Origin of the sequence: Aquabacterium sp. (assembly GCF_050725395.1) — a bacterium.
In the GTDB taxonomy this organism is placed as follows: Bacteria; Pseudomonadota; Gammaproteobacteria; order Burkholderiales; family Burkholderiaceae_C; genus Aquabacterium.
This window is the reverse complement of the sequence record NZ_JBOHHL010000021.1, coordinates 13,379-29,872: the sequence shown is the minus strand read 5'-3', so window position 1 is coordinate 29,872 and position 16,494 is coordinate 13,379. Positions and strand designations below refer to the sequence as shown.

At 63.7% G+C, this 16,494-nt stretch carries 17 protein-coding genes; 12 read left to right on the top strand and 5 right to left on the bottom strand.

All coding sequences use genetic code 11. The features are described 5' to 3' along the window. Positions 1–54: 54 nt before the first annotated feature. Complete coding sequence (locus ACREB4_RS13660; RefSeq protein WP_431588775.1) at positions 55–2,904, bottom strand: valine--tRNA ligase; 2,850 nt, start codon at positions 2,902–2,904, stop codon at positions 55–57. A 216-nt stretch (positions 2,905–3,120) separates the two neighbouring features. Here ACREB4_RS13660 and ACREB4_RS13655 point away from each other — a divergent pair, with 216 nt between their 5' ends. The 4 genes from ACREB4_RS13655 to ACREB4_RS13640 are packed head-to-tail and all read left to right on the top strand — an operon-like array spanning position 3,121 to position 4,661. After that, positions 3,121–3,567 (top strand): universal stress protein, encoded by a 447-nt coding sequence (locus tag ACREB4_RS13655; RefSeq protein WP_431588774.1) that lies wholly within the window; start codon positions 3,121–3,123, stop codon positions 3,565–3,567. 29 nt (positions 3,568–3,596) lie between these two features. Then, entirely contained in the window at positions 3,597–3,908 is a 312-nt protein-coding gene (locus ACREB4_RS13650; RefSeq protein WP_431588773.1) for a DUF883 family protein, read from the top strand. A gap of 21 nt (positions 3,909–3,929) precedes the next feature. Beyond that, positions 3,930–4,349 carry a phage holin family protein gene (locus ACREB4_RS13645; RefSeq protein WP_431588772.1) on the top strand — a complete coding sequence of 140 codons (420 nt, stop codon included), beginning with the start codon at positions 3,930–3,932 and terminating at the stop codon, positions 4,347–4,349. Between the two features lie 6 nt (positions 4,350–4,355). After that, positions 4,356–4,661: a YqjK family protein gene (locus ACREB4_RS13640; protein WP_431588771.1), complete on the top strand. Its 306-nt coding sequence runs from the start codon at positions 4,356–4,358 to the stop codon at positions 4,659–4,661. Here ACREB4_RS13640 and ACREB4_RS13635 read toward each other — a convergent pair. Continuing rightward, positions 4,628–5,020 (bottom strand): DUF7092 domain-containing protein, encoded by a 393-nt coding sequence (locus ACREB4_RS13635; RefSeq protein ID WP_431588770.1) that lies wholly within the window; start codon positions 5,018–5,020, stop codon positions 4,628–4,630. The genes ACREB4_RS13640 and ACREB4_RS13635 overlap by 34 nt on opposite strands. Before the next feature lie 114 nt (positions 5,021–5,134). On the opposite strand from ACREB4_RS13635, the gene ACREB4_RS13630 reads away from it, so the two are divergent. Further along, entirely contained in the window at positions 5,135–7,579 is a 2,445-nt protein-coding gene (locus ACREB4_RS13630; RefSeq protein WP_431588769.1) for a UvrD-helicase domain-containing protein, read from the top strand. An 11-nt stretch (positions 7,580–7,590) separates the two neighbouring features. On the opposite strand, the gene ACREB4_RS13625 is transcribed toward ACREB4_RS13630, so the two are convergent. Both ACREB4_RS13625 and ACREB4_RS13620 read right to left on the bottom strand, forming a co-directional pair. Continuing rightward, positions 7,591–8,220: a response regulator gene (locus tag ACREB4_RS13625; protein ID WP_431588768.1), complete on the bottom strand. Its 630-nt coding sequence runs from the start codon at positions 8,218–8,220 to the stop codon at positions 7,591–7,593. Next, positions 8,217–9,446, bottom strand: a complete 1,230-nt coding sequence (locus ACREB4_RS13620) for a response regulator (protein ID WP_431588767.1) — start codon at positions 9,444–9,446, stop codon at positions 8,217–8,219. The genes ACREB4_RS13625 and ACREB4_RS13620 overlap by 4 nt, the downstream gene beginning before the upstream one ends. 204 nt (positions 9,447–9,650) lie before the next feature. On the opposite strand from ACREB4_RS13620, the gene ACREB4_RS13615 reads away from it, so the two are divergent. The 7 genes from ACREB4_RS13615 (at position 9,651) to ACREB4_RS13585 (ending at position 16,055) form a co-directional block, all read left to right on the top strand. Continuing rightward, positions 9,651–10,106, top strand: a complete 456-nt coding sequence (locus ACREB4_RS13615) for a hypothetical protein (RefSeq protein WP_431588766.1) — start codon at positions 9,651–9,653, stop codon at positions 10,104–10,106. A gap of 104 nt (positions 10,107–10,210) precedes the next feature. Beyond that, complete coding sequence (locus ACREB4_RS13610; protein WP_230181929.1) at positions 10,211–10,573, top strand: response regulator; 363 nt, start codon at positions 10,211–10,213, stop codon at positions 10,571–10,573. Between the two features lie 59 nt (positions 10,574–10,632). Beyond that, positions 10,633–12,756, top strand: a complete 2,124-nt coding sequence (locus tag ACREB4_RS13605; protein ID WP_431588765.1) for a chemotaxis protein CheW — start codon at positions 10,633–10,635, stop codon at positions 12,754–12,756. Between the two features lie 25 nt (positions 12,757–12,781). Continuing rightward, a complete protein-coding gene (locus ACREB4_RS13600; RefSeq protein ID WP_431588764.1) occupies positions 12,782–13,267 on the top strand; it encodes a chemotaxis protein CheW in 486 nt (161 codons plus the stop codon). 50 nt (positions 13,268–13,317) lie between these two features. After that, on the top strand, positions 13,318–13,779 hold the full coding sequence (locus ACREB4_RS13595) for a cache domain-containing protein (protein ID WP_431588763.1): 462 nt from the start codon (positions 13,318–13,320) through the stop codon (positions 13,777–13,779). 46 nt (positions 13,780–13,825) lie between these two features. After that, the gene (locus ACREB4_RS13590) at positions 13,826–15,358 is read left to right on the top strand and encodes a methyl-accepting chemotaxis protein (protein WP_431588762.1); all 1,533 of its coding nucleotides are present in this window, start codon (positions 13,826–13,828) and stop codon (positions 15,356–15,358) included. Between the two features lie 115 nt (positions 15,359–15,473). Continuing rightward, positions 15,474–16,055 (top strand): hypothetical protein, encoded by a 582-nt coding sequence (locus ACREB4_RS13585; protein WP_431588761.1) that lies wholly within the window; start codon positions 15,474–15,476, stop codon positions 16,053–16,055. Here the strand turns inward: ACREB4_RS13585 and ACREB4_RS13580 are convergent. After that, a complete protein-coding gene (locus ACREB4_RS13580) occupies positions 16,040–16,492 on the bottom strand; it encodes an HIT family protein (RefSeq protein ID WP_431588760.1) in 453 nt (150 codons plus the stop codon). The two genes, ACREB4_RS13585 and ACREB4_RS13580, sit on opposite strands and share 16 nt — an antisense overlap. Positions 16,493–16,494 lie beyond the last annotated feature (2 nt).

The window sequence follows — 16,494 nt, the reverse complement described above, 5'->3', positions numbered from 1 at the left end:
TGTCAGCCATAGACGCGCTTGTCCGGGGATAGTTCCCTCACCAAGGGCATTACCTTAGGCCAGGCGCTGGAACTGCTCGCGAACACGCTCCAGGGCGGCGGTGAAGTCGGCCAGGCGCTGCTTTTCCTGGTCGACCACGGCCGCCGGTGCCCGCGCCACGAAGCTCTCATTGCCGAGTTTGCCGTGCACCTTGGCGATCTCGCCTTCCAGGCGCTGGATTTCCTTGTCCAAGCGTTTGCGCTCGGCTTGCACGTCGATTTCGACGTGCAGGGCCAGGCGGGTTTCGCCTTGCACCACGACCGGGGCCATGCTGGTGGCCTCGGTGAACGCGGCTTCTTCCAGTACCTTGACCTCGCTGAGCTTGGCCAGGGCCTTGATCAGGGGCGCGGCCTGGGTGACGAAAGCGGTGTCGCCCACGGTCAGCAAGGGCACGCGCTCGGCAGGTGACAGGTTCATTTCGCTGCGCAGGTTGCGGCAGGCACCCACCAGTGCTTTGAGCTTGGCGACCCAGGCGTCGGAGTCGAGATCGATGCGGCCCAGGTCAGGGCGAGGGTAGGCGGCGAGCACGATGGACTCGTCGGACCCGGCGGTTTTGCGGCCGGCCACGGGGGCCACGGTTTGCCACAGTTCTTCGGTGATGAAGGGCGTGATCGGGTGCATCAGGCGCAAGATGGTTTCCAGCACGCGGATCAGGGTGCGGCGCGTGGCGCGTTGTTGTGCTTCATTGCCACTGTCCTTGGCGGCGTTGAGTTGTGCCTTGGCGATCTCGATGTACCAGTCGCAGTACTCGTCCCAGACGAATTGGTAGAGGGCGGTGGCGACGTTGTCCAGGCGGAAATCGGCGAAGGCTTGCTCGACCGTGGCCTCCAAACGCTGCAACTCGCTGACGATCCAGCGGTCGGCGGGGCTGAATTCGAGGAAACCTCCAACAGCGCAGGCGCCTGGTGTGGGCGATTTCAAGCCGCAGTCCTGGCCTTCGCAGTTCATCAGGACGAACTTGGTGGCGTTCCAGAGCTTGTTGCAGAAATTGCGGTAACCCTCGCAGCGCTTGCTGTCGAAGTTGATGCTGCGGCCCAGGCTGGCCAAGGCGGCGAAGGTGAAGCGCAGTGCATCGGCGCCGTAGCCGGGGATGCCGTCCGGGAATTCCTTTTCGGTGTTCTTGCGAACCTTGGGCGCGGTTTCGGGCTTGCGCAGGCCGGTGGTGCGCTTGTCCAGCAAGGGCGCCAGCTTGATGCCGTCAATCAGGTCGACCGGGTCCAGCACATTGCCTTCGGACTTGGACATTTTCTGGCCCTGCGCATCGCGCACCAGGCCATGGATGTAGACGTGCTTGAAGGGCACCTTGCCGGTGAAGTGCTTGGTCATCATGATCATCCGGGCGACCCAGAAGAAGATGATGTCGTAGCCGGTGACCAGCACGCTGGACGGCAGGAAGAGGTCCTGCTCAATGGTTTTTTCAGGCCAGCCCAGGGTCGAGAAGGGCACCAGGGCGGACGAATACCAGGTGTCGAGCACGTCTTCGTCGCGCGTGAGGCTGCCGGTGTAGCCCGCAGCGGCGGCCTTGGCCTTGGCTTCTGCATCGTTGTGGGCCACGAAGATCTCGCCGTTGTTGCCGTACCAGGCCGGGATCTGGTGGCCCCACCACAGCTGGCGGCTGATGCACCAGTCCTGGATGTTGTTCATCCACTGGTTGTAGGTGTTGATCCATTGCTCGGGCACGAACTTGACTTCGCCGCTCTGGACCACGTCGATGGCCTTCTGGGCGATGCTCTGGCCGGGCTGGCCATCGACTGATGGGCCAGCCTTGTTCATGGCGACGAACCACTGGTTGGTCAGCATGGGCTCGATCACCTGGCCGGTGCGCGTGCAGCGCGGCACCATCAGCTTGTGCTTCTTGACCTCGACCAGCAGGCCTTGGGCTTCCAGGTCGGCGACGATTTCCTTGCGGGCCACGAAACGGTCCATGCCGCGGTAGGCGGCGGGCGCCTCGTCGTTCACCTTCGCGTCCAGCGTGAAGATCGTGATCATGGGCAGGCCATGGCGCTGGCCGACCGCGTAGTCGTTGTTGTCGTGCGCGGGCGTGACCTTGACCACGCCGGTGCCGAACGCTTTATCGACATAGTCATCCGCGATGATGGGCACCAGGCGGCCGGTCAAGGGCAGCTTGACGTTCTTGCCGATCAGGGCGGCGTAGCGCTCGTCCTCGGGGTGGACCATGACGGCGGTGTCGCCCAGCATGGTCTCGGGGCGGGTGGTGGCCACCACCAGGGTTTCGTCGCTGCCATCCACGGGATAGCGGATGTGCCACATCGAGCCGTCTTCTTCCTCGCTCTCGACTTCAAGGTCGGACACGGCGGACTTGAGCACCGGGTCCCAGTTGACCAGGCGCTTGCCGCGGTAGATCAGGCCTTGCTCGAACAGCGTGACGAAGGTCTGGGTGACCACCTTGGACAGCTTCTCGTCCATGGTGAAGTATTCGTGCTCCCAGCTCACGCTGGCGCCCATGCGGCGCATCTGGCGCGTGATGGTGGTGCCGCTTTCTTCCTTCCATTCCCAGATGCGGGCGACGAAGTTCTTGCGGCCCAGCAGGTGGCGCGTCAGCTTTTGCTCTTGCAGCTGGCGTTCCACCACGATCTGCGTGGCGATGCCGGCGTGGTCGGTGCCGGGCACCCACAGGGTGTTGTGGCCCAGCATGCGGTGGTAGCGCGTCAACGAGTCCATGATGGTCTGGTTGAAGGCGTGGCCCATGTGCAGGGTGCCGGTGACATTGGGCGGCGGCAGCTGGACCGAGAACGATGGCTTGCTCGGGTCCAAGGTGGGCGTGTACAGGCCGCGTTGCTCCCACAGCGGGCCCCATTGGGCTTCAATGGGAGCGGGGTCGAAGGATTTGGCAAGTTCGGTCATGGTGGGAATGTGCTGTGGGGCGGAAATGCCCGGCGGTCTCGGCAGTTCCTCCGATTTTAGGCGGGCGGGCGGCTTTTTCACCGGGCAAGCCAATTGCTGGTGAATCTTGCGTGGGATCAAGGTTGTTGATCGTTTGGGCAGGCCATTGGCTTGTAAGGCGTGCCCAATCATCCTAGGATGAAACAACGGTCACTTTGATGCGCTGAAGGAGTCCCAATGTACGAGCACTTACTGGTGCCTGTGGATGACAGCGAGTTGTCCGACAAGGCGATAGAAACGAGCGTGGGCCTGGCCAAGTTGCTGGGGGCCTCGATCACGGGGTTCACCGTGGAGCCAACCCTGCCGCCCATGGTGATGGAGCAGGTGGCCATCGCCTACACCGCCGCCACCATCCAGGATCACCAGGCCAGTTGCGAGGCACACGCCCGGAAGGTGCTCAAGCGCTTTGCCGACCGCGCGGTGGAGGCGGGTGTCCAGTTCGATGGCCAGTTCATGGTGACCGATGGCATCCAGCAGGCCATCGTGGACATGGCCGAACGCCAGCGATGCGACCTGATCGTGATGGCCTCGCACGGGCGCCACGGCTTCGACGCCCTGATCCATGGCTCGCTGACCAAGAGCGTGTTGTCCCACAGCAAGCTGCCTTTGCTGATCATCCATTGACGAACGACGAATTCAACCAGGAGAAAACAATGTCTGAACTGACCACTGCCCAAAAAGACAAGCTGATGGCCGACCTGAAGGAGGTGATGATCGACGCGGAGGCCCTGCTGAGTGCCACGGCCCACGATGCCAGCGCCAGCGTCGCCGAGTTGCGCACCAAGGCACAGGCCTCGCTGTCGCGCGCCAAGGACGGGCTGCTGCAAGCGCAGGGAGTAGCAATCGACAAAGCCAAGGCGGCGGCCAAAGCCACCGATGTGTACGTGCACGACAACCCCTGGAAGTCGGTGGGCGTGGCGGCCGGTGTGGGGCTGCTGTTGGGCATGTTGATTGGCCGGCGTTGAGCCACTTTTCGGTGCGGATCGATGATTGATTCGACCAATCCCACGGCTCCGCCATCCGGCGGATTGCTGGCGTCCACCCGGGGCCTGCTGGCCACCTTGCTGGAGATCTTCCACACGCGGCTTGAGTTGTTGTCGACGGAGCTTGAGGAAGAAAAGCTGCGTTTGCTCAAGGTGCTGGCCTGGGGCGCCGTGGCCTTGATGTTCGGGGGGATGGGCTTTCTTTTTCTTTCCACTTTTGTCGTCGTCCTGTTCTGGGACGAGCACCGCTTGCTGGCGGTGGGCGCCATGGCGGCCTTGTTCATGCTGGCCTGTGCCGTGGCCGTGGCCCGCGTGGGCGTTCACTGGCAGGCCTCGACCGCCTTGCTGGCTGCCACGCTGGCAGAGCTGAAACACGACCAGCAGGCCCTGATGTCATCCTCGTCAGATGCTGGCGAGGCTTGAGCCGCCATGAGTGCCACCCGTTTGCAAATGCTTGAGAGCAAGAAGCAAATCTTGCAGCAGAGAAGCGCGGGCCTGCGTCAAACGCTGGCGCAGCAGTCGGACCGGACCCTCCGTCCGGCCTTCGCGGTGGCGGACCGCGTGAATGCCGCCAGGCGCTGGTTGTCGGCCCATCCAGAGGTGATCGCCGGCCTGGCCTTGCTGCTGTTTCGGCGCCGCACCAAGGGCTGGCTGGCCTGGGGGCGCCGGGCCATCTGGCTGTGGAGTGCCTGGCGCAGGGTTCAGCCCCTGCTGGGCGGCAAGGCGAAGACGTAGCTGGCGGCACAGAGGGCCAGCAACAGCATGACCGCCACCAGGCTCCAGCGCCAGCTTTGGCGAGACGCTAGCAGTGACCTGGCCGGCGCCAGGTCTTGCTGCTGCTGCCAGGCATCCCAGGCTGCGGGGTCATGACCGCGCAGCGAGCCGCCACCTGGCAAGAGGATGATTCGGACGTCTTCCTGCCTGGCCGAATCGGGCCAATGCACCTGGTGAATGGGGATTTGTCGCAGAACACCGTGTCCCGCCAGTTCCAGCATGCCTTGCGACACCCAGATGACGACGGACTGCGCCTGCTCGTTGCGGCCATCGTGGTAGTCCACGGCAAGGCGTGGAGGCTCTGTGTGGAGAGGGCTCATGGGCTGACAAAGGCCATGAGCGCGGACGAGCCCGCGGGCATGGGTGCCCCGGACGAAAAGATGGCCGACATGTTATTTCCCTGAGCTGTGGCGGTTGGCGCCTACAATTTTTAGATGATTTCAAATTCGCCTGACGCTGGATTCTTTCCCCAAACCGCTTCCCAGGGCAATTCCCCCTTGTTGGTGGGTCTCAATGCCGAGCAATTGGCGGCGGTGACCGCTCCGGCCGGGCCGCTGCTGATCCTGGCGGGGGCAGGCTCGGGCAAAACCCGGGTGCTGACCACCCGCATCGCCTGGTTGATGCAGACCGGGCAAGTTTCACCTGCCGGGATCATGGCCGTGACCTTCACCAACAAGGCGGCCAAGGAAATGCTGACGCGCCTGTCGGCCATGCTGCCCATCAACGCGCGCAGCCTGTGGATCGGCACCTTCCACGGCCTGTGCAACCGTTTTTTGCGGGCCCACCACAAGCTGGCGGGCTTGCCGCAGTCTTTCCAGATCCTGGACACGCAAGACCAGTTGTCCGCCGTCAAACGCATCATCAAGGGCCTGAAGTTCGACGAAGAGAAGTGCATTCCCAAGCAGACCAGTTACTTCATCGCCAATGCCAAGGACGATGGCAAGCGCCCGAAAGACATCACGCCGCGCGACGAAGTGGGGCGCATGCAACTGGAGGTCTACCAGGCTTACGAAGACCAATGCCAGCGTGAAGGCGTGGTCGATTTTGCCGAGCTGATGCTGCGCACCTACGAACTGATGCGCGACCATGCCGAGCTGCGCCAGCATTACCAGCGCCGCTTCAAGCACATCCTGGTCGACGAGTTCCAGGACACCAACCGCCTGCAATACGCCTGGCTGAAAATGTTCGCAGGCCGGCCGGAAGAAACCGGCAACAGCGTGTTCGCCGTGGGCGACGACGACCAGAGCATTTACGCCTTCCGCGGCGCACAGGTCGGCAACATGGCCGATTTCGAGCGGGAGTTCAAGGTGCCGCAGGTCATCAAGCTGGAGCAGAACTACCGCAGCTTCGGGCACATCCTGGATTCGGCCAACAAGCTGATCTCGAGCAACACGCGCCGCCTGGGCAAGAACCTGCGCACCGATGCCGGCCTGGGTGAGCCCATCCGCATTTACGAGGCCAGCAGCGACTATGCCGAGGCCCAGTGGCTGGTCGACGAAGCCCGCCTGATGGTGCGCGAAGGGCATGCGCTGAAAGAGCTGGCGGTGCTGTACCGCAGCAATGCCCAGTCGCGTGTGATCGAGTCGGCGCTGTTCAATGCCAGCGTGCCCTACAAGGTGTATGGCGGACTGCGCTTCTTCGAGCGGGCCGAGGTGAAGCACGCACTGGCCTACCTGCGCTTGCTTGAGAACCCGAACGACGACACCAGCTACCTGCGCGTGGTGAATTTTCCGGCGCGGGGCATCGGCGCGCGCACGATCGAGCAATTGCAGGATGCCGCGCGTGGCAGTGCGCGCAGCCTTTGGCAGAGCGTGACGGCCGTCACCGGCAAGGCGGGCAACAACCTGCTCGCCTTCAACGCCCTGATCGATGGCATGCGTGCCGCCACGCAGGGACTGACCTTGCGCGAGATCATCGAGCACGTGGTCGAGGCCAGCGGCCTGGCCGATTTCTACCGTTTGGAAAAAGAAGGCCAGGAGCGCCTGGAGAACTTGGCCGAACTGGTCAACGCCGCCGAGGCCTTCGTGACCCTGGAAGGTTTTGGCAAGGATGCCGTGGGCCTGCCCGTCGACGAGGTGCCAGGCACCATCGCCGAAGGTCTGCCGCGCGCCGTGGCGCTGGCCGAGACATTGCCCGATGCCGAGACCGGCGAGATCATCTCGCCCCTGGTGGCCTTCCTGACGCACGCCGCGCTTGAGGCAGGCGACAACCAGGCCCAGGCCGGCCAGGACGCCGTGCAGTTGATGAGCATCCACGCGGCCAAAGGCCTGGAGTTCGACAGCGTGTTCATCACCGGCCTGGAAGAAGGCCTGTTCCCGCACGAGAACTCGATGACCGACACCGACGGCCTGGAAGAAGAGCGCCGCCTGATGTACGTGGCCATCACGCGTGCGCGCCGGCGCCTGCACATCAGCTTCAGCCAGACCCGCATGCTGCACGGCCAGACGCGCTACAACATCAAGAGCCGCTTCCTGGACGAACTGCCGGAAGAGGCCCTGAAGTGGCTGACCCCGCGCAACCAGGGCTTCGGCTCGGGCTACGCCAAGCAGTACCAGGAGGCCTGGAGCAGCGGCAAGGGCATGGGTTCGATGGTGGGCGCGGGTGCGCAGCCTTACCGCCAGAGCGGTGGTGGGTATTACGGTGCCAAGAAGGAAGACGACTTCAAGGACTTGACCGCGCCGCTGCCCAGCAAGATGGCCCAGGCCAAGACCGAAAGCGGGTTCCGCTCAGGCCAGAGCGTGTTCCACAACAAGTTTGGCGAAGGCGTGGTGCTGACGCTGGAGGGCAATGGCGCCGACGCGCGGGTGCAGGTGAACTTCGGCCGCCATGGCACCAAGTGGCTGATGCTGAGCGTGGCCAAGCTGACGCCCATCGAGTAAGGCCCGGCGAATCAGACCAGGCCGTTGCGGATGGCGTAGACCGTGAGCTCGGAATTGTTGGCCAAGCCCAGTTTTTCGAGCACGCGGGCGCGGTAGACGCTGACGGTCTTGGGACTGAGCAGCAACTGCTCGGCGATGTCCGACAGCTTCTTGCCCGAGGCGATCATCACGAGGGTTTGCAACTCGCGGTCGGACAATTTTTGGTGGGCGTCTTCGGGCGCGGGCGTGGTCAGGTTGTCGACCAGCATCTGCGCCATCTCGGGCGTCACGTACTTCTTGCCTTGCGACACGGTGCGCACGGCGGCCACGATCTGGGCGGCGTCGCTGCCCTTGTTGAGGTAGCCCGCCGCGCCGGCCTTCAGGGCGCGCATGGCGTACTGGTCTTCGGGGTACATCGAGACCACCAGCACCTTCAGGGTGGTGCCTTCTTCTTTCAGCACGTGCAGCACGTCCAGGCCGCTGCGGCCGGGCAGGTTGATGTCCAGCACGAGCACGTCGCACGACTTCGCGCGCAGCAGGCCGCGCAGTTCGCCGTAGTCGCCAGCCTCGCCAACCACGTCGATGTCGTCCGCATCGGCCAAGGTGTCGCGGATGCCGCGACGGATCAAGGCGTGGTCGTCACACAGAATCACTTTGATCATTGGGTGCCCCATGCGGTGGGGTCGTCAGGGTCGCCTTCGGTACCGACGGTATCGATGCTCAATTCTGGCGCAATTGCATCCAGGAAACCATTTTCCGGGCTGGACAGGGGCACGGACAGGATCAGGGTTGTGCCATTGGCACCACTGCTGATGTCGACCCAGCCGCCCACGGTCTCGGCGCGCTCATGCAGGCCGCGGATGCCGAAGGACTTGGCCTTGGCCAGGTCCTCGTCGCTCAGGCCCCGGCCGTTGTCGCTCACTTCAAGAGACAGCACGCCGCCGGCCTGTGCCAGGTCGACGCTGACGCGCGTGGCCTGTGCATGCTTGGACACGTTGGTGAGCGACTCTTGCGCGAAACGGTAGGCGACCAGCGGCACGCCGGCCGACAGCTCCATCTTCTCGTGGCTGGTGCGGAATTCGGTGGCGATGCCGGTGCGCTTGCCAAAACGCTCGCTCATCCACTGCAGCGCGGCGACCAGGCCTTGCTCGAGGATGGCAGGGCGCAGGTTGTGCATGATGCGCTGGCTGGCCTCGTGGGCCATGGTGACGGCCTCCATGGCTTGCTGCGCGTGCTCGGCGATGTCGGGCGTCTTGGCGTGGCGAGCGATCCAGGCCAGGTCGAACTTGACGGCGGTGAGCGCCCCGCCCACGTCGTCGTGGATTTCACGCGCGATGGCAGCGCGTTCCTGCTCGATGGTGGTCTGCAAATGCTGGGCGAGTTCGCGGATCTGCTGGCGCGAGCGGGTCAGGGCCAGGTCGGCGTACTGCTTGGCGATGCGGGTGCGGTTGGCCTCGATGGCCAGCAGGGCGGCGGGCGCCAGGCGGGCGAGGTTGCTTTTCAGCAGGTAGTCGTTGGCACCATTGCGCATGGCCTGCACAGCGATGTCCTCGCCGATTTCCCCCGATACCAGGATGAAGGGCACCAGCTTGCCGGTGGAGCGCACCTTGTCCAGGGCGGCCAGGCCGGAGTAACCCGGCAGGTTGTAGTCGGACAGGATCAGGTCCCATTCCTGTTCCAGGGCTTCCGTCAGGGTGGCTTCGCTTTCAACGCGCAGCACCTCGGCATGGATGCCACCACGGCGCAGGTGGATCATCACCAGGTCGTGGTCGGGTTCGCTGTCCTCCAGGTGCAGTACCCGCAGCCGCACCGGCGGGGTGATGGCCGGGTTGCTGGCGGTGGCCGCGGGCGGCAATGGGAAAGAGGGGGGCGTGAGGTGATCGGACACAGGTGGCCTTCAATCCATCGATTTGCGCCAAGTTTTCCCGGGTCATTGTGACTACTCGGCGGCTGGATAAGTGAAAAATTCTAACAATCGCGCAAGTCCCGCGCATTTCCTGCCGATATAGGGAATGACCTCGGTGTGCCTTGTGCACCGATGTGCGTTGTCCCGCAGTTTGGGGCCCCGAAACCAGGTTCAGTGGAGTCACGGATGCTGACCAACGAAGAGAGCGAAGCGAGCGCCCCGCCCGCGGAGATGTCCCTGCTGGCGGCAGCCGCCCTGCAGGACCATCTGATGACGGCCGCCAATGACCTGGAAAGGCTCCAGCGCCTGTTGGACGATGCCTGCGGTGCCCTGATCGACGGTTTTCACGGCGCCGCCAGCCAGCTGGGCGCGGTGATCGACGAGGGCGGCAAGGAGCTGCCCCCCGCCTTGCAGGAAACCTTGCAGACCCTGTACCGCACGGTCACGGCCCTGCAGTTCCAGGACATGGCCACGCAATTGATCGTCCACACCAACCGGCGCCTGAGAAGTTGCGCCGACCAGATTGCCAGGGACGCCATGGGCGACGACCCCGACGGCGAGGCGGTGGTGGACGAAGGCCCCCTCAAGCCCAACCCGGTGACCCAGGACGAAATGGACGCCGGGTCCGTCGAGTTGTTTTAAAGATTTTGTCCCACCTGCCGAAATACCGATGGTCGTTGATTGGCTGTTGTTTGTTTTCGGCCCCCTGACCTGTTTTGTTTTATTCAAGCCCCTCGGAGAGCGACATGCATTCAATCCTTGCCGTCGACGATTCAGCCTCAATGCGCCAGATGGTCTCTTTCACGCTGAAAAGCGCCGGCTACAACGTCATCGAAGCCGTTGACGGCCAGGATGCCTGGGAAAAAGCGGGGGGCCGCAGTTTTGACCTCGTGCTGACCGACCAGAACATGCCCCGCATGGACGGCATCAGCCTGACCAAGAAGCTGCGCGAGAACCCGCAGTTCAAGGCCACGCCGATCCTGATCCTGACGACCGAATCCAGCGACCAGATGAAGATGGCCGGCCGCTCGGCGGGCGCCACGGGTTGGCTGGTCAAGCCCTTTGACCCCAACAAGTTGCTGGAAGTCATCAAGAAGGTGATCCGCTGACAAGCGGCTCAATCAGGCATCGACGTGATCACGCACAAGACGATATTCAGGAGCCGGACATGGCAGAAATGAACACCGACAACAGCCAGTCCGCTGGCATCGACCTGAGCCAGTTCTACCAGGTCTTCTTTGAAGAAGCCGGTGAAAACCTGGACAACATGGAACAGCTCCTGCTCGGACTGGACATCACCCAGGCCGATGACGAGGAGCTGAACGCGATTTTCCGTTGTGCGCACTCGATCAAGGGCGGCGCGGCCACTTTTGGCTTCAGTGATGTGGCCGAGCTGACGCACCAGATGGAGACGCTGCTGGACAAGCTGCGCCGCCATGAACTGGCGCCCAACGCGAGCATGGTCGATGTGCTGCTGGCCTCGGGCGATGCCTTGAAGGCCCAACTGGCGCGTCACCAAGGCAATGGTGGCGACACCATCGACACCACCGAACTGCTGTTCAACATCCGCGCGCTGGTGGCCGGCGAAGCCCCCGTGGCCGTCGTGGCTGCCCCCGTGGCGCAGGCCGCACCTGCCGCGGTCGCACCCTCTGCTGCCGCCGTGGCCGCCAAAGGCAAGCGCCTGGTTGAGCTGCGCGTCGGACCGCTGGAAAATCTGACCCAGGCCGACGAACTGCGCGACCTGTTCAAGGAAATCGAAGGTTTGGGCACGATCGAGGATCTGCCTGGCTTGCCCGAATTGGCGAGTGTGCGCCGCTTCAAGCTGGAAACCGCTTCGGCCGAATCCGATCTGCTGGACCTGTTCACCTTCCATGTGTCGCGCGAACAGGTGGCCTTCCTGCCCTGGGCAGAGGCGGGCGATCCCGACAAAGGCCTCTTCAGCGATGCCGCCCCTGCCGCCTCGCCCGATGAAGCCGGTTATGGCTTCTTCGACAACGCCCCTGGCGCACCTGTGGAGCGCCCAGCCGCCAGCTCGGCGTCGCCTGGAGACGGCGCGGCCAGCGCTTCCGCCGTGGCGCTCAAGCCCGCTGCTGCTGCCAAAGCCGACAAGCCTGCCGCTGGTGGCCTGGAGTCGTCCACCATCCGCGTGTCGGTCGAGAAGGTCGACCAGCTCATCAACCTGGTGGGCGAACTGGTGATCACGCAGGCGATGCTGGCTCAGAACAGCCGCGGCCTGGACCCGGTGCTGTACCAGCAACTGGTCAGCGGCCTGACCGACCTGGACCGCAACACCCGCGACCTGCAAGAAGCCGTGATGTCGATCCGGATGATTCCGATGTCGACGGTGTTCAGCCGCTTTCCGCGCATGCTGCGCGACCTGGCCAACAAGCTGGGCAAGAAGGTCGAGCTGGTCATGCAAGGTGAATCCACCGAGCTGGACAAGGGCCTGGTCGAGAAGATCACCGACCCGCTGACCCACCTGGTGCGCAACTCGTGTGACCACGGTGTCGAAATGCCGGCCGACCGCATTGCCAGAGGCAAGCCCGAGGTGGGCACGATCACCCTGGCGGCCTCGCACCAAGGCGGTTCAATCGTCATCGAAGTGCGCGACGACGGCCGTGGCCTGAACCGCGAGAAGCTGATCAGCAAGGCCCGTGAGAAAGGCATCGACGCGCCGGACACCATGTCCGACAGCGACTGCTGGAACCTCATATTCGCGCCTGGTTTCTCGACCGCCGACGAGGTCACCGACGTGTCGGGACGCGGCGTGGGCATGGACGTGGTCAAGCGCAACATCACCTCGCTGGGTGGCACGGTGGAGATCGATTCCGCCGAAGGCTACGGCATGCGGGTGTCGGTGCGGCTGCCGCTGACCCTGGCCATCATGGATGGCATGAGCGTGGGCGTGGGCGAAGAGGTCTACATCCTGCCGCTGTCCTCGGTGGTGGAAAGCTTCCAGGTCAACGAAGAGATGGTCAAGACCATTGGTGGCTCGGGGCGCGTCGTCGAGGTGCGCGAAGAGTACATGCCGGTGATCGAGCTGGAGAAGGTCTTCGGCGTGCCGCGCTTCGACTGGGAGCACACCAGCGGGATCATGGTCGTGGTGGAAGCCGAAGGCGGCCGCGTGGCTTTGCTGGTGGACGAACTGCTGGGCCAACAGCAGGTGGTCGTCAAGAACCTGGAAAGCAATTACCGCAAAGTCAATGACGTCTCGGGCGCCACCATCATGGGTGATGGCCGCGTGGCCTTGATCCTGGACGTTGGCAGCCTGGTGCGTCGTTCGCGCCATTGATCAGAAATACCTTGGAGCACAAGCCATGGGCATGATGGAAAAACTGGACCTGCAAACCAACGCGAACACGCTGGCACGCGAATACCTGACCTTTCGATTGGGCGATGAAGAGTACGGCATCGACATCCTGAAGGTGCAGGAAATCCGCGGCTACGAAAACCCCACCCGCATTGCCAACGCGTCGCACTTCCTGAAGGGCGTTGTCAACCTGCGTGGCACGATTGTCCCTATCGTTGACCTGCGTTTGCGCTTTGGCTGCAGCTCGGCGGAGTACAACGCCTTCACGGTGTCCATCGTGCTGCACATCGGCCACCGCACCATCGGCACGGTGGTGGATTCGGTGAGCGACGTGATGGAGATCCCGGCCGAGTCCGTCAGGCCCGCGCCCGAAATGCATTCGGCCATCGACGCCGGCTTCATCCGTGGGTTGGCCCAGGTGGGCGAGCGCATGGTGATCTTGCTGGACATCGAAGGTCTCTTGATGAGCCCGGACATGGGCCTGGCCGACTGACACCTTCCTTGCATTCCTTGCTTCAAACCAACCGCTGATTGGAAACCGACATGAACACCAAACTCGCTGTGATGTTGTCTCTGGCTCTTTCGGCGGGGGCGTTCAGCGTCCACGCGGCCGAAGGTGGCGCCACCAAGGACGAAGCCGTGGCCATGGTCAAGAAGGGCGTGGCCCACGTCAAGGCGGCTGGCAAGGACAAGGCCTATGCCGACATCAGCGACAAGGCCAACGCCGAGTTTCACCACCAAGACCTGTACCTCACGGTCTACCAACTGGATGGCACGGTGAAGGCCCACGGTTCCAATGCCAAGATGATTGGCAAGAACCTGATCGAGTTGAAAGACATCGACGGCAAGGCCTTCGTGAAAGAGCGCGTGGACATGGCCAAGACCAACGCCACGTTCTGGCAGGACTACAAATTCACCAACCCAGAAACCAAGAAGATCGAGCCCAAGAGCATGTACTGCGAGAAGCTCGATGACACCGTGGTTTGTGGCGGCATCTACAAATAACAGTCTTTCCTCACTCGGCGTCTGAGTTGGGCGCAGGAATTCCCACATGAAACTGCGTACCAAACTCATGGCGTCGCCGGTCCTGGCCAGCGTCGTCCTCTTCCTCGCCTTGCTGGGCTTTGTCTGGGTGCTGGCCAACGACCGTGAAAAGAGCCAGCGCACCCACGACAGCAGCCTTCGAGAGCAGCTGGCCATCGTGGGGGTGGCGGGCAAGCTGTCCGACGTCCACGTTTCGCTCTACCGCACCATCGCCTTGATCGCCTCGCTCAGCGAGGACGAGGTCAAGCAGCGCCGGCAAGCCTTGCCCGCGGCGGTGGCCGGCATTCAGAAAGCCGTGGCCGGCAGCTTCAAGTCCGGTGACCTGAGCGCCGAGGTGACCAAGTCCTTCGAGCAGTCGCTGAACGACTACGTCCGGGCCGCCGACAACGCCATCGACCTGTCGACCATGGACCCCAACACCGGCGTGGCCGCCTTGCAGACGGCCGATGGCTATTTCAAGAAGTCGGCCGAGCAGATGTCGGCCTTGGTGGCGCAGGTTCAGAAGCACGCCGAGGGCGAAGTCGAGGCCCTGGAGGCCCAGTCCCGCACCACGCAAATCGCCATCGCGGCCATCGCCGGTCTGGCGGGCCTGTGTTCCTTGCTGGTCGCCTGGACGAGCCAGGGGCGTGTGGTCCGTGACCTGCAGATGGCCGTGAAGGCCGCCGACGAAGTGGCCGAAGGGCGTTTTGACCTGGTGCTCGAAAGCCGCAACGACGACGAGATCGGCCAGTTGCTCAAGGCCCTGGGCCGCATGGTCAAGCAGTTGTCCCACTCGATCAACACGGTGCGCCAAGCTGCCAATTCCATCGGCACAGCCTCCAGCGAAATCGCCGCGGGCAACCAGGATCTGAGCCAACGCACCGAGAACACCGCGTCCAGCCTGCAAGAGACCGCGTCGTCGATGGCGCAATTGACGGGCACGGTGCGCCAAACGGCCGAATCGGCGCGTTCGGCCGATTCGCTGGCCAACGCGGCGGCGGATTCGGCGCGGCGTGGTGGCGAAGTGATGTCGCAGGTCGTGTCCAACATGGCCGAGATCGACACGGCTTCGCGCAAGATCAACGAGATCATCAGCGTGATCGACGGCATCGCGTTCCAGACCAACATCCTGGCCCTGAATGCGGCCGTGGAAGCCGCGCGTGCCGGCGAGCAAGGCCGTGGCTTCGCGGTGGTGGCCAGCGAAGTGCGCTCACTGGCGCAGCGCAGCGCCGGGGCTGCGCGCGAAATCAAGACCCTGATCGGCGCTTCTTCGGCGCGCGTCGAAGTGGGTGCTCGCCTGGTGAATGAAGCCGGCAAGTCCATGCAGGACATCGTCGATGGCGTGCAGCGCGTCACGCAGATCATTGGCGAGATCACGCTGGCCGCCGAGCAGGAGTCGCAAGGCATCACCCAGGTCAGCTCGGCGGTGACGCAGCTTGACCAGATGACGCAGCAGAACGCGGCCCTGGTCGAGCAGTCGGCCGCGGCAGCTGAAAGCCTCAAGTCGCAGTCGCACACCTTGACCGAAGTGGTCAGCCAGTTCCGCCTGGCGCAAAGCTGATCGATCTGGCCTGATCTACTGGCCGAATGCGGCAATAGTGCCGCCCGCATCACCCCTGCTTACAGGGGGGCCTGCAACACTGTGCACCATGCGACGGTGATGTGTGAGGTGCGGCATGGTCAAGATGATTTCGGTGAGTTTGGTGGGGCTGATGCTCTGGTGCAGCCAGGCCCTGGCCGCGACGACCCCTCCGGCCGGTGACTCCGAGCCTGCCCTGAGCCAGGCTTTGGCCGAGGCCACCTGGCCCGCCGACATCACCCAACTGGCCACCCATTACCTTGAGCGCTACCCGCTGGCTGCAGGCGCTGCCACGGCGCAACGCCTGAAAGAGCAGGCGGCCAAGCCGGAAGCCGTGCTGGCCCGCACCGACGTGCGCCTGTACCGCCGGGCTTTTGCCCTGGCCAACTCGGCGCCTCAACTGGCCGAGGACATCCACCGGGCCGCCTTGGGTGACCATGCCGCCGCCATGCGCCTGTCGCAAGCGCACCAGCGGGGTGAGCGCGGTGCCGCCAAGGACGCTCGGCTTTCATTGGGCTGGATGCAATATGCCGCAGTGCTCGGCAATGACCAGGCGGCTTACGATCTGGCGGTCTATTTCCGCCAGCAGGACCAGCCGGCCGTGGCGTCGCAATACGAGGCCCTGGCCGTGGCCCTGAACCACGCCTTTCCCACCACGCTGGATCACGTGCGCAAGTGAGCCACGGCTTCGGCGATGGCCCGGTCGAGGTCGGGCAAGGCGACCAACACCTCCGGCGCTGGTTTTGAATCCGCGCGTTGAACCGCGCCCCAGATGGGCTGCGGAAAGTGCTGGTCATCCGCGTAGCGCGCGATGACGTGCCAATGCAAGTGCGGCACCACATTGCCCAGGCTGGCCAGGTTGATTTTGGTCGGCTGCAGGTGCTCGCGCACCAGTGATTCCACCTTCGCGACCACGTCCATCAAGTGCACGCGATCAGCCGTGGGCAAATCGGTGAATTCGGCCGCATGGTCGTTCCAGATCACGCGGTAAAAGCCCGGGTGGTCGGCGTCCAGCACCCGGATCACACGCAGCTTGGGCGTGCGGACGACGAGTTGTCCCCCCTCGGTCACGCACAGTTCGCAACCCTGCTGGCGGCTGGTGTCCAACTGCCCCATGC